This window comes from Mycobacterium nebraskense (assembly GCF_002102255.1).
In the GTDB taxonomy this organism is placed as follows: domain Bacteria; phylum Actinomycetota; class Actinomycetes; order Mycobacteriales; family Mycobacteriaceae; genus Mycobacterium; species Mycobacterium nebraskense.
Window position 1 is genome coordinate 27,996 of sequence record NZ_LQPH01000008.1, and the last position, 11,912, is coordinate 39,907.

General features: G+C 68.0%; 13 protein-coding genes. 3 read left to right on the forward strand and 10 right to left on the reverse strand.

The window, feature by feature from the left end:
* Positions 1-134: 134 nt before the first annotated feature.
* From era to hrcA, 8 genes are all read right to left on the reverse strand, one after another.
* Positions 135-1,034: a GTPase Era gene (era, locus tag AWC17_RS00895; RefSeq protein ID WP_046186167.1), complete on the reverse strand. Its 900-nt coding sequence runs from the start codon at positions 1,032-1,034 to the stop codon at positions 135-137.
* 37 nt (positions 1,035-1,071) lie between these two features.
* Entirely contained in the window at positions 1,072-2,376 is a 1,305-nt protein-coding gene (locus AWC17_RS00900) for a hemolysin family protein (RefSeq protein ID WP_046186168.1), read from the reverse strand.
* A complete protein-coding gene (locus AWC17_RS00905; protein WP_046186169.1) occupies positions 2,373-3,662 on the reverse strand; it encodes a hypothetical protein in 1,290 nt (429 codons plus the stop codon). Before AWC17_RS00905 ends, AWC17_RS00900 begins: the two co-directional genes overlap by 4 nt.
* Complete coding sequence (gene ybeY / locus AWC17_RS00910) at positions 3,659-4,192, reverse strand: rRNA maturation RNase YbeY (protein WP_046186170.1); 534 nt, start codon at positions 4,190-4,192, stop codon at positions 3,659-3,661. The genes AWC17_RS00905 and ybeY overlap by 4 nt, the downstream gene beginning before the upstream one ends.
* Before the next feature lie 17 nt (positions 4,193-4,209).
* Positions 4,210-5,268: a PhoH family protein gene (locus AWC17_RS00915; RefSeq protein WP_046186171.1), complete on the reverse strand. Its 1,059-nt coding sequence runs from the start codon at positions 5,266-5,268 to the stop codon at positions 4,210-4,212.
* A gap of 184 nt (positions 5,269-5,452) precedes the next feature.
* On the reverse strand, positions 5,453-6,214 hold the full coding sequence (locus AWC17_RS00920; RefSeq protein ID WP_047322285.1) for a 16S rRNA (uracil(1498)-N(3))-methyltransferase: 762 nt from the start codon (positions 6,212-6,214) through the stop codon (positions 5,453-5,455).
* Positions 6,215-6,239: 25 nt separating this feature from the next.
* Positions 6,240-7,388, reverse strand: coding sequence for a molecular chaperone DnaJ (gene dnaJ, locus AWC17_RS00925; protein ID WP_046185706.1), 1,149 nt, complete (start codon positions 7,386-7,388; stop codon positions 6,240-6,242).
* A gap of 58 nt (positions 7,389-7,446) precedes the next feature.
* Positions 7,447-8,478, reverse strand: coding sequence for a heat-inducible transcriptional repressor HrcA (gene hrcA, locus AWC17_RS00930; protein ID WP_046185707.1), 1,032 nt, complete (start codon positions 8,476-8,478; stop codon positions 7,447-7,449).
* Positions 8,479-8,697: 219 nt separating this feature from the next.
* On the opposite strand from hrcA, the gene AWC17_RS00935 reads away from it, so the two are divergent.
* The 3 genes from AWC17_RS00935 (at position 8,698) to AWC17_RS00945 (ending at position 10,572) form a co-directional block, all read left to right on the forward strand.
* Entirely contained in the window at positions 8,698-9,012 is a 315-nt protein-coding gene (locus tag AWC17_RS00935; protein WP_046185708.1) for a type II toxin-antitoxin system VapB family antitoxin, read from the forward strand.
* A gap of 79 nt (positions 9,013-9,091) precedes the next feature.
* Positions 9,092-9,691 (forward strand): carboxymuconolactone decarboxylase family protein, encoded by a 600-nt coding sequence (locus tag AWC17_RS00940; protein WP_046185709.1) that lies wholly within the window; start codon positions 9,092-9,094, stop codon positions 9,689-9,691.
* Positions 9,688-10,572 carry a sigma-70 family RNA polymerase sigma factor gene (locus tag AWC17_RS00945; RefSeq protein ID WP_046185710.1) on the forward strand — a complete coding sequence of 295 codons (885 nt, stop codon included), beginning with the start codon at positions 9,688-9,690 and terminating at the stop codon, positions 10,570-10,572. Before AWC17_RS00940 ends, AWC17_RS00945 begins: the two co-directional genes overlap by 4 nt.
* Here AWC17_RS00945 and AWC17_RS00950 read toward each other — a convergent pair.
* The gene (locus AWC17_RS00950) at positions 10,566-11,069 is read right to left on the reverse strand and encodes an MTB12 family secreted protein (protein WP_046185714.1); all 504 of its coding nucleotides are present in this window, start codon (positions 11,067-11,069) and stop codon (positions 10,566-10,568) included. The genes AWC17_RS00945 and AWC17_RS00950 overlap by 7 nt on opposite strands.
* A gap of 174 nt (positions 11,070-11,243) precedes the next feature.
* Positions 11,244-11,774, reverse strand: coding sequence for an MTB12 family secreted protein (locus AWC17_RS00955; RefSeq protein WP_276038903.1), 531 nt, complete (start codon positions 11,772-11,774; stop codon positions 11,244-11,246).
* Positions 11,775-11,912 lie beyond the last annotated feature (138 nt).

The following is an 11,912-nucleotide window of genomic DNA, read 5'->3' on the forward strand; positions in this document are numbered from 1 at the left end:
TGAGCGACTTCGGGTTTCTCGATGCCCACACCGGGCAATCGAGCGAGTCACGGCCGGTGACCAACGGTAGCCATGCTTGGGTCATACGCGACGGCTAACCGTCGCCGATGCCATCAAACCCGTGCGCCTGCGCTTCAGAAGCCAAGCCGGCCAAGCTGTTTGGGGTCACTCTGCCAGTTCTTGGCGACCTTGACGCGCAGGTCGAGGTAAACCTTGGTGCCGAGCAACTTTTCGATCTGGCCGCGCGCCGCGGTGCCCACCTTTCGCAGTCGGGCGCCACCCTTGCCGATGATGATTCCCTTCTGGCTGTCGCGCTCGACGAAGAGCAGCGCGTGCACGTCGATCAGGTCGTCGCGGTCCTCCCGGGGGCTGACTTCGTCGATGACCACCGCCAACGAATGCGGCAGCTCGTCGCGAATCCCCTCCAGGGCGGCCTCGCGGATGAGCTCCGCCATCAGGACTTCCTCGGGTTCGTCGGTCAGCTCGCCGTCGGGGTAGTACGCCGGCCCGACGGGCAGCGCCGCCGCCAGCACGTCGGTCAACACGTCCACCTGGGCCCCGGTGGCCGCCGACACCGGGACGATCTCGGCCGAGTCGCCGACCAGTTCACTGACCGCGACCAACTGCGCGGCCACGCGGTCCCTGGGCACCTTGTCGATCTTGGTGACGATGGCCACCAGCGCCGTCTTCGGTGCGGTTGAACGGATCTGGTCGACGATCCACCTGTCCCCCGGACCGATCGCCTCGTCGGCCGGGATGCACAACCCGATGACGTCGACTTCGGCGTAGGTGTCGCGCACCAAGTCGTTGAGCCGCTTGCCAAGGAGGGTGCGCGGCCGGTGCAGGCCCGGCGTGTCCACAAGGATGATCTGAAAGTTCTCCCGGTGCACGATGCCGCGAATGGTGTGGCGGGTGGTCTGCGGCCGCGTCGAGGTGATCGCCACCTTGGTGCCGACGAGCGCGTTGGTCAGCGTCGACTTGCCGGTGTTCGGCCGGCCGACCAAACACACGAAGCCGGAATGGAATTCGGTCATGTCGCCGAACGTGTTCGCGGTGGGCGCGGCCTCGGTGTCATAGCGGTTTCCCTCCGTCGGAGCCGTTGGACTCGGGCTCGACCGGACTGAGCAGAACAGTGCCGATCCGTACCCGCCCCCGGTGGTCGGTACCGCCTTCGGCTTTCAGCCGCAAGCCATGCGAGACCACCTCGGCACCGGGCAGCGGAACCCGGCCCAGTTCCAGGGCGAGCAGGCCGCCCACGGTGTCGACGTCGAGATCGTCGTCGAACTGCACGTCGTACAGCTCGCCGAGGTCTTCGATCGGCAACCGCGCCGAGACGCGGAACCGCTTGTCACCCAAGTCTTCTATCGGCGCCGTCTCCGCCTGGTCGTACTCATCGGCGATCTCCCCGACGATTTCCTCCAGCACGTCTTCGATGCTCACCAGGCCGGCTATCGCGCCGTACTCGTCGACGAGAAGAGCCATGTGGTTGCGGTCGCGCTGCATCTCGCGCAGCAGCGTATCCAGTGGCTTGGAGTCCGGCACGAACACCGCCGGACGCATGACCTGTGCCACGGTGATGCCCCGCCCACCGTCACCCGACAGAAAGCTCTGCTGCACAAGGTCTTTCAGGTAGACGACACCGACGATGTCGTCGACATTCTCCCCGATCACCGGGAGGCGGGAATGCCCACTGCGCACCGCCAGGTTCAACGCTTGACTGGCAAGCTTGTCACTTTCGATCCAGATCATCTCGGTGCGCGGCACCATTACCTCGCGGGCCGGGGTGTCACCGAGCTCGAAGACGGACTCGATCATCCGGCGTTCGTCGGCGGCGACCACGCCGCGCTGCTGGGCCAGGTCGACGACTTCGCGTAGCTCGATCTCGGATGCGAACGGTCCGTTGCGCAAGCCGCGGCCGGGTGTCAGTGCATTACCCAGGACCACCAGCAACCGGCTGAGCGGCATCAACAACCACGAGATGAGCCGCAGCGGAACGGCGGTCGTCAACGAGATGGAATACGCGTGCTGGCGCCCGAGGGTGCGCGGACCGACCCCGATGACGACGAAACTCATGACCACCATGGTCGCCGCGGCGCCGAACAACGCCCAGCTCAAACCGAAGTTGTCGTACAGGAACAACACCAGCAGCACGGTCGCGGTGATTTCGCAGGTGATCCGCAGCAGCACGACCAGGTTGATGTAGCGCGGCCGCTCGGCCATCACCTCGGACAGCGATACGGCGCCGGGCCGCTCCTCCCGCACCAGCTCCTGGACCCGGGCCAGCGACACCGTGCTCATGGCGGCGTCGATGGCCGCGAACAGCCCGCCGATGGCGATCAGCGCCATCGCGCCGAGCAGCCAAGACAGGCCGGTCAATTGCCGGAAGACCTTGACGTGGTGACGGGCTCCGCAACGTCGTCGTCACTCCGTTTTCGGTTGAGGGCCCAGGCCGTCAGGCCCACCACTACCCCCAACGCCCCGTAACCCAGCGCCGAGGGCCACCAGGGCTGGGCGGGTTGGGTGGGCTCCTCGTGGGGGCGAACGGCCAGCACCACCAAGAAGCTGCCATCGTCGGTCGGCCCGGCGTGCGGCAGCGACTGGGTCTTGGTCACTTTGATCTGGGCGCTGCTGCTGATGGAGTCGTTGACCTGACCCCAGGCCATCGTGGAGTCGTCGAGCAGGAAGGTGTCCTGGCTGCCCCCGGGCTGGCTTTCGTCCCGGCCCACCACCGCGACCTGACCGACTTCCAACGTCTGGTCGACGGCGGGGACAGAGACCAAGACGTTCTGGTACAGCTTCGGGGGGGCCGGCGCCTTGTAGTCCGGCGGCGGGGGGCCGTTGAAGCCATCCGGCGGTATCGAGCCGCCGCCATAGAAGCTGCCAGAGGCCACCCAGCTGTCGCCGACCGCGGTGAACGGGACCACGCCGACGGTGGCGGCATCGAGCACGATCCGGGCACCGGCCGGCAGGTACGCCTCCCGGTCGGCGCCGTTGTAGGAGTAGCGGAACGTCATCGCCTGGTTCATCGGGTTGAAGAGGGCCGGGCGGCGGTAGGCGTCGTCGTAGTCGACGTACTCCCAGTGACGGGGCCGGACCAGCCGCTGATTGTCGACCTTCAGGACGTCGACGTTCTCCCGGTGGGCGCTGACGACGTTCTGCACCCGCTGGTTGAAGTCGACCTGCTTCGGCGGCTTCGGAGGGTCGGCGGGATTGACCCGCGTCGCCGGTGCCGCCTTGGCCGCCGCGACCGCCTGCGGCGGAACGTCGAGCCCCCTCGGGGGTGCCACCACCGAGACGTTTCTTGACGCGTCGGGACCCGGCGGATGGATCGTGGCAACGGGGTTGGTGGGCGGCAGATTTGGCGGAATGAGCGGTGTGGCCTGCACCGGCACCGGGCTTGGGGGCACGTACGGGGGAAGCTCCGGAACCTGCACCGGGGTCGGGGACGGCTGAGCCCGGCGGGGCGGCGCGTCCTGGGAGCACACGTTGGAGGTGTGATACTGCGCCACCAGATATTGGCACCACTGGCAGCTGGTGGGGTTAGAGCCGGCGCCGGCGCACGGGGCCGCCTCTGCCACACCGATCGTGGTGGCCACCACCGAGAACGGTGCCAAGGCTATGGCGGCCGCGGCCGCGATCCCGAGTGCTTTTCGTCGGCTCAATTGTCGAAATACCTTGACTTGTCCAGCAATCGGCGATCCCGTTCCTGCTGGCGGTCCTGGTGATAGGCCTGGACTTGCTCGGCGACCCACTCCTCGAGCAACCGGTCCTGAAGGGCGAACATCTCTTTTTCCTCGTCCGGCTCGCCGTGGTCGTAGCCCAGCAGATGGAGCACGCCGTGGATGGTCAGCAACGCCAATTCGTGGCCCAGGCTGTGCCCCGCCGCGTCGGCCTGCCCGGCCGCGAATTCCGGGCACAGCACGATGTCGCCCAGCATCGAGGGTCCCGGCTCGGGCGCGTCGGGCCGGCCACCCGGCTCGAGCTCGTCCATCGGGAAACTCATCACGTCCGTCGGCCCGGGCAGGTCCATCCAGCGCATGTGCAGGTCGGCCATCGCCGCGGTGTCCAGCAGCACCATGGACAGCTCGGCGGCCGGGTTGACGTCCATCTTGGAGATGACGAACCGTGCGACGCTGATCAACTCGGCTTCGGAGACGTCGATGCCCGATTCGTTGGATACCTCAATACTCATCGATGCTCACGGCCCCATCACCGGCGCCCGCGGGAGCCCGACGCCCGCCGAGCCGCGCGGTTCATCGCCAGCCCGGGCTCTTCGAACTTGGCGTATGCGTCGACGATTTCGGAGACCAGCCGGTGGCGCACCACGTCCACACTGGTCAGCTCGGAGATATGGATGTCCTCGACGCTGTCCAGGATCTCGATCGCCGACCGCAGGCCCGACTTGGCGCCACCGGGAAGGTCCACCTGGGTGATGTCCCCGGTGATGACCATCTTCGATCCGAAGCCGAGCCGGGTGAGGAACATCTTCATCTGCTCGGCGGTGGTGTTCTGCGCCTCGTCGAGGACGATGAAGGCCGAATTGAGAGTGCGGCCACGCATATACGCCAGCGGCGCCACCTCGATGACCCCGGCCGACATCAGCTTCGGGATCAGCTCGGGATCCATCATGTCGTACAGCGCGTCATACAGCGGCCGCAGATACGGGTCGATCTTTTCGCTCAGTGTGCCCGGCAAAAAGCCAAGGCGCTCACCGGCTTCCACCGCCGGCCGGGTGAGGATGATGCGGTTTACCTGCTTGGTCTGCAGCGCGCTGACCGCCTTGGCCATCGCCAGATACGTCTTCCCGGTGCCGGCCGGGCCGACCCCGAAAACGATGGTGTTGGCGTCGATCGCGTCGACGTAACGCTTTTGGTTGAGCGTCTTGGGCCGGATCGTCTTTCCGCGCCGCGACAGGATGTCCAGGGTGAGCACTTCGGCCGGCGACTCGTTGTCGGTGCCGGCCAGCATGGCCACGCTGTGGCGGACCACCTCCGGCGTCAACGGCTGACCGTTGGCGACGATCGCGACCAGCTCGGAAATCGCCCGCTCGGCGAGCGCGACGTCGGCCGGCTCGCCCGAGACGGTCACGGCATTGCCACGCACGTGCAGATCGGCGTTCAGGCTGCGTTCCAATGCGCGAAGGTTTTCATCTGCCGAGCCCAACAAGCCGACGACGACATCGGGCGGAACATCGATGCTGCTGCGTACTTGGGCGTTGGCCTGGAGGCCTCCGGCTGCGTCAACAGCGCTGGTCTCGCGGGGCGTCACGTGGCTCTCGATGCCTGCTTTCTCGGCTTGTCGGTGGTGTGTTCGGCTGCCTAAGTCTACGCCGGGGCCCTCGGTTGGTCAGCCTTCAGCCGCGTATTGCCCGGGGTCAGGCCCCTGTCGCGCACGTTGCCGGCCTGCGCCAGCCCACCCGGGACCAGCGGCGACGCGACGGGATACCGGCGCTCTACAAGGTGGACGCGTGATCCCACCGTGGGGTGAGCACGCCGAGCGCGCCCAGCGCCACGGCCGCGGCGGTCGACGTGCGCAGCACCTGGGGGCCCAGCCGCACCGGCACCGCTCCCGCCTCGGTCAGCGCGGCGATCTCTTCGGGCGCGATGCCGCCTTCGGGGCCCACCACGAGAAGCAACGAATCCGCGCCAGCGACATCGATATTCGTCAGCGGGTCGGTGGCCGACTCGTGCAGCGCCAGCACCACCGCTCCGGCGGCCACTTCGTCGCGGATCCGCTGGGTCAGCGCCGCGGTGGACAGCACGCCGTCGACGGGCGGGATATGCGCCCGGCGGGATTGCCGGGCCGCCGCACGGGCGACGGCACGCCACCGCCGCAGGCCCTTGTCCATGCGGGCGCCCTGCCAACTGGCCACACACCGGGCCGCCTGCCAGGCCAGGAACGCATCGGCGCCGGCTTCGGTGGCCAATTCGATGGCCAACTCCGAACGCTCCGACTTCGGCAGCGCCTGCACCACCGTCACCGGCGGCCGCCCGGCCGCGACGCTCCAGCGCTTCAGCACCCGGGCGCGCAACCCGTCCCGGCCGGCGTGCTCGACCTCGCAGTGCGCCAGGCCGCCGGCGCCGTCACCGAGGACCAGTTGCTCGCCGGGACGGATCCGCCGCACGGTCGCGGCGTGAAACCCCTCGTCGCCGTCGAGGACGGCCAGCGAGCCGATATCGGGCAGTGCGTCGACGTAGAAGAGGGTCGCGACCATGTGCGCGCCTTTTCCGGACTCGCGGCTAGCGCCCGGTGAAGGTTTCGCGCAGCCGGCTGAACAACCCGCCGCCCGCGTGGGTCGAGCGGACCTCGGGCACGTCGCGGCTGCGCCGGGTCTTCAACTCGCGCAGCAGTTCGGTGTCGTGGTGGTCCAGCCGGCTGGGCACCACCACCTCGACGTGGACGTGTAGATCGCCGCGGGTGCCCGAACGCAGGTGCGGCATCCCGTGGCCGCGCAGCGTGATGACCGAATTCGGTTGCGTGCCGGCCGGAATGGTGACCTCGCTGATGCCGTCCAGGATGGCGTCGATGGTGATCGTGGCGCCCAGCGCCGCGTCGACCATGGGGACCGACACCGTGCAGTGCAGGTCGTCACCTTCGCGCACGAAAACGTCGTGGGCCTGCTCGTGAACCTCGACGTACAGGTCACCGGCCGGCCCTCCCCCGGGTCCGACCTCGCCCTGGGCGGCGAGCCGCACCCGCATGCCGTCGCCGACCCCGGCGGGGATCTTGACGCTGATCTCGCGGCGGGCCCGGACCCGGCCGTCGCCCATGCACTGATGGCAGGGATCGGGGATGACGACGCCGACGCCGCGGCAGGTGGGACACGGCCGCGAGGTCATCACCTGGCCCAGCAGCGACCGCTGCACCGTCTGGACCTCGCCGCGGCCACCGCACGTGTCGCACGGGATCGGCACGGAATCACCATTGGTGCCCTTACCCTGGCAGCGGTCACACAACACCGCGGTGTCGACGGTGACCTGCTTGGTCACACCGGTCGCGCACTCTTCGAGGTCGAGCCGCATCCGCAGCAGCGAGTCCGAGCCCGGCCGCACCCGGCCGATGGGACCGCGTGAGGTCGCGCCGCCGCTGAAGCCGCCGCCGAAGAACGCCTCGAACACGTCGCCCAGGCCGCCGAAACCGCCACCGAAACCGCCACCCGCCGCGGCGGCGCTTTCCATCGGATCGCCACCCAGGTCGACGACGCGTCGTTTCTCGGGGTCGCTGAGCACCTCGTAGGCGACGCTGATCTCCTTGAATTTCGCCTGCGCGCCCTCATCCGGGTTGACGTCGGGATGCAGTTCGCGCGCCATCTTGCGGTACGCGCGCTTGATCTCCGCGTCGCTGGCGTTTCTGCTCACGCCGAGCAGCCCGTAATAGTCGCGTGCCACGCCTGACTCTCCTAAACCTGGTCCTTAACCCGCGCCTGCGAATACTGCGGGTGCGCGTTCATCGAGCACCCAGGACTTCGCCGATATATAGGGCAACCGCGGCAACGCTGGCGATAGTTCCCGGATAGTCCATCCGGGTGGGCCCCAGCACACCCATTCCGCCGAACACGGTGTCGGAGGTGCCGTAGGCGGTGGTCACCATCGAGGTGCCCGCCATTTGCTCGGCGGCCGTCTCATGGCCGATGCGCACAGTCACCTTACCGGCTTCCTGCTGGGCCGCCAGCAACCGCAGCACCACCACCTGCTCCTCGAGCGCCTCCAGAATCGAGCGCAGCGAGCCGCCGAAGTCGGCTGCGTTGCGCGTCAGGTTGGCGGTCCCGCCCATCAGCAGGCGTTCTTCGGTGTGTTCGACCAACGACTCCAGCAACACCGTCGCCGAGCGGCCGACGGCGTCGCCCAATCCGTCGGGGGCGCGAAGTTGTCCGGCCAGGTCGGCCACCGCGATCGAGGCCGCCGAGAGCTTCTTGCCGACCAACGCCTGGCCCAGCATCTCGCGGAGCTGGGACAGCTGGTGGTCGTCGATGACGTCGCCGAGTTCGACGACGCGCTGATCGACGCGACCCGTGTCGGTGATGACCACCATCAGCAGCCGGGCCGGGGTCAGCGCGATCACTTCCAGGTGCCGCACGGTGGACGACGTCAGGGTCGGGTACTGCACCACGGCCACCTGGCGGGTCAGCTGGGCCAGGAGCCGTACCGCCCGGCGCAGCACGTCGTCGAGGTCGACACCGGACTCCAGGAAGCTCAGGATCGCGCTCCGCTCGGCCGAGGACAAGGGCTTGACGTCGTGGAGCCGGTCGACGAACTCGCGGTAGCCCTTCTCCGTGGGCACCCGCCCGGAGCTGGTGTGCGGCTGGGTGATGTAGCCCTCGGCCTCCAGCACTGCCATGTCGTTGCGCACGGTCGCGGACGAGACGCCCAAGTTATGACGCTCCACCAGGGTCTTCGAACCGATGGGCTCCTTGGTGGCGACGAAATCGGCGACGATGGCACGCAGCACCTCGAAACGACGATCGTCGGCACTTGCCACTCGTTGTCACCTCCCTGCACCGCGCTGACCGGGTTCATTTTACGGGTCTCAAGCGGTGCCAACCGTTACCAGCAGCCGCTTGCCGGGGCCGGCGGCGGCGGACACTCGCCAGCGGCCGTCGCGATTACGGGCGGCATCGACGCTGACGACAGTTCTTCCGACTAGCCTGTCCAGCATGAACCGGTCGGGTCATGGCAACGCATCGGGGAAGATCGGGCAATGATTTTCAAGGGCGTGCGTGACGGCAAGCCGTATCCCGAGCACGGGCTGTCCTACCGGGACTGGTCCCAGATTCCGCCACAGCAGATTCGGCTCGACGAACTGGTCACCACAACGACGGTGCTCGCGCTGGACCGTCTGCTGTCGGAGGACTCCACCTTCTACGGCGACCTCTTCCCGCACGCGGTGCGGTGGAAGGGCGTCACCTATCTCGAAGACGGCCTGCACCGGGCGGTCCGTGCGGCGCTGCGGAATCGCACCGTGCTGCACGCCCGGGTGTTCGACATGGACATGGCGCCGGGGCCGCCGAGGTAAGGCGGTCACGTTTGCGCGGCGCCGGGTGTCGACTTAGTGAGGACGTTGGTTCACACCGCAACTTGCTAGGAGGATCGCCATGTCCCGGTTGCAAGGGGTCTCCGACCGCGACGCCGGCCTGGGCGCCAAGATCGCCTTCTTCTTCACCAAGCGCAAACTGGCGCAGATGACCGGCCTGCAAACGGCCGGGATGCTGGAACCGCTGCGGATGTACGCGCACATCCCCCGGCTGCTCAACGCCTACGGCAAGCTCGAGCAGGCCGAGTCGAAGCTGGACATCCTCAGCACCCGCCACCGCGCGCTCGCGGAGCTGAAGTCGGCGACGACGGTGCGCTGCGAGTACTGCATCGACCTCGGTTCACAGATCGCCCGCCAGTGGGGCATCACCGACGAGGAACTTCTCGCCCTGGCCGACTATCGAAACGCCGCATGCTTCTCCACCGTCGACAAATTGATACTCGAGTACGCCACGGCGATCAGCCGCACCCCTGTCGAGGTCAGCGATGAGCTTTTCGATGCGCTGCGCGCGCATTTCGACACCGCCCAACTCGTCGGGCTCACCCACGTCATAACGTTGGGCAACCTGCGCGCCCGCTTCAACCTCGCGCTCGGGATCGGCTCGTCCGGCTTTTCCGGCAACCGGGTCTGCGCCCTGCCCGAGAGCCACGGCGGCACGTGACCGTGGATCCGTCCGTGACGGCGCGTTTCGAGGCGGCGCGGCCACAGCTCGGCGCCATCGCCTACCGCATGCTGGGCTCGATCGACGACGCCCAAGACGCCGTGCAGGAAGCGTCGCTGCGGCTGAACCGTAATGGCGGCGACGGCATTGCCAACCTGGACGCCTGGCTGACCACCGCGATGGCCCGGATCTGCTTGAACATGCTGCGCGACCGGCACGCCCGTGGCCGGGAGGTACCTACCGTCGTCCTGCCGGATCCGATTGTCGAAGCCGAAGGCGAGTTCGACCCCGAACACCGCGCGATGCTGGCCGACGCGGTCGGGCTGGCGTTGTTCGTGGTGCTGGACACCTTGCCGCCGGAGCAGCGCCTGGCGTTCGTGCTGCACGACGTCTTCGCCGTGCCGTTCGACCAGATCGCACCCATCGTCGGCCGGACGCCGGAGACCACCCGCAAGCTGGCCAGCCGGGCGCGCCGACGCATCGAAGAGGCCGATCCGGCTCCCGACGGCGACCTGGTCGCCCAGCGGGAGGCCGTCGGCGCCTTCTTCGCGGCGGGCCGAAGCGGGGACTTCGACCGCCTGGTGGCGGTGCTGCATCCCGACGTGGTGCTGCGCGGCGACTTCGGCCACGGCACCGCCGGTTTCCGCACCGAGGGTGCGTCCACCGTGGCGAAGCTGGCCCGCGCGTATGCGGGTCCGGACCGCGAGGTGCGCGCCGCGACCGTCAACGGGGCGGCCGGCGCGGTGATCTTCGTCGCCGGGCAGGCGACGGCGATCATGGGATTCGTGGTGCGCGACGGCCTGGTCACCTCGATCGACGTGCTGGCCGACCCCGTCCGCGTCGCCAAATCAGACCTGCGCGCGCTGCGCGCCGATCACTGACCGGCGGCCTGCAGCAACTCCATCGCCGACGCCCGCGACAGCACCCAGCCGCCCTGGTTGACGAACGTGACGCTCTGGGTGACCGGCGACGTCAGCTTCGGACCGGAGACGGCGACGTCAGCGGTGGCTGAACCGGCCGCGGTCGGCTGGATGTTCGTGACGTCGAACGACAGGGGCAGGTCGCCATTTTTGGCCGCCTTCTGCAGCTTCTTGTCGGCGACGTGCGCCTCGATCCCGCTGATGCCGCCCTGAACCAGGTTGCTCTTGCTGGCGAACGAGACACTCGGGTCGGCCAGGTTGTTCAGCACGCCGGTCAGCTGGTCGGCGGTCGGGACGTCGGCGGCTGCGGCCGGAACCGGGTCCTGCGGCAGAGGCGCGCCGATCGCGGCGAGCTGCACCTGGTCCATCGGCGCGGCGATGGAGGCCGCACCGGCGGCCGCGCCCCCGATGACGGCGAAGGCTGCCACGCTGGTGGCGAGCAATTTAACGGTTTTCATGGTTCCCCCTTCGACGGGCACGAATTTCGACGGATCCACACATTTGGTGTGATGTCGGCGTGCCTGCTACCTATGTTGTTTCGGGTCTCGGCACGGCCACGTTACGGCCGCGCCATATGAAGACAACATGCACAACCTGTGCGCCCGCTGTGTGGCCGCCCAGAGTCTAGCCGCCTAGTTCGTGGCCGTCGCGGCCTGGATCAGGGCGATGGCAGCGTCGTGCTGCAGGACCCAGTTCCCGCCTTGGTTGACGAACACCAAGTGCTTTTGCACCGGCCCGGCGAACTTCGGACCCGAGATGGCCACGTCGGCCTGGGCCATATTCGGGCCCGCCGGCGCAATGTTCGTCACGGCGAACGTCTCCGGAAAGTTCCCGTTGCGGTAGGCCTTTCGCAGATCGTGGTCGGCAACGTGGCCCTCCTCGGGGCTGATGCCGTTTTCGACCAAATTGTTCTTGGTCGTGTACGAGACGCCCGGATCGGTGGCCTGGTTGCACAGGGTCGACAACTGTTCGGCGGTCGGCAAGGCTCCCGGGGCCGGCGGCGGCGGTGGCGGGTCCTGCGGTTGGGCGTACCACCCGCCTGCGGGGAACGGCGCGTCGACCGCGGCCAGCTGCACCTGATCCATCGGCGGTGCGACGAAAGCGCCACCGGCGGCTCCCCCTACGACGGCGAACGCCGCCACGCCGATGGCAAGAGTTTTCATGCTTTTCACGGTTCCCCCTTCGCTTCGCATGAACCGTGGCGGGATCTGGCCGATCCTGCGCCCAACACGGTTATGCATCCCCACGGTTAGTAGGTGTAAGTGTGCCTTCTGGCACCGGCGATTGTGTCTCGGGCCGGT

Excerpts from the sequence above, each read along its gene's own strand:
- AWC17_RS00955 (WP_276038903.1), bottom strand. The coding sequence starts at position 11,774 with ATGAAAACTCTTGCCATCGGCGTGGCGGCGTTCGCCGTCGTAGGGGGA.
- era (WP_046186167.1), bottom strand. The coding sequence starts at position 1,034 with ATGACCGAATTCCATTCCGGCTTCGTGTGTTTGGTCGGCCGGCCGAAC.
- AWC17_RS00950 (WP_046185714.1), bottom strand. The coding sequence starts at position 11,069 with ATGAAAACCGTTAAATTGCTCGCCACCAGCGTGGCAGCCTTCGCCGTC.
- AWC17_RS00940 (WP_046185709.1), top strand. The coding sequence starts at position 9,092 with ATGTCCCGGTTGCAAGGGGTCTCCGACCGCGACGCCGGCCTGGGCGCC.
- AWC17_RS00920 (WP_047322285.1), bottom strand. The coding sequence starts at position 6,214 with ATGGTCGCGACCCTCTTCTACGTCGACGCACTGCCCGATATCGGCTCG.
- ybeY (WP_046186170.1), bottom strand. The coding sequence starts at position 4,192 with ATGAGTATTGAGGTATCCAACGAATCGGGCATCGACGTCTCCGAAGCC.
- AWC17_RS00935 (WP_046185708.1), top strand. The coding sequence starts at position 8,698 with ATGATTTTCAAGGGCGTGCGTGACGGCAAGCCGTATCCCGAGCACGGG.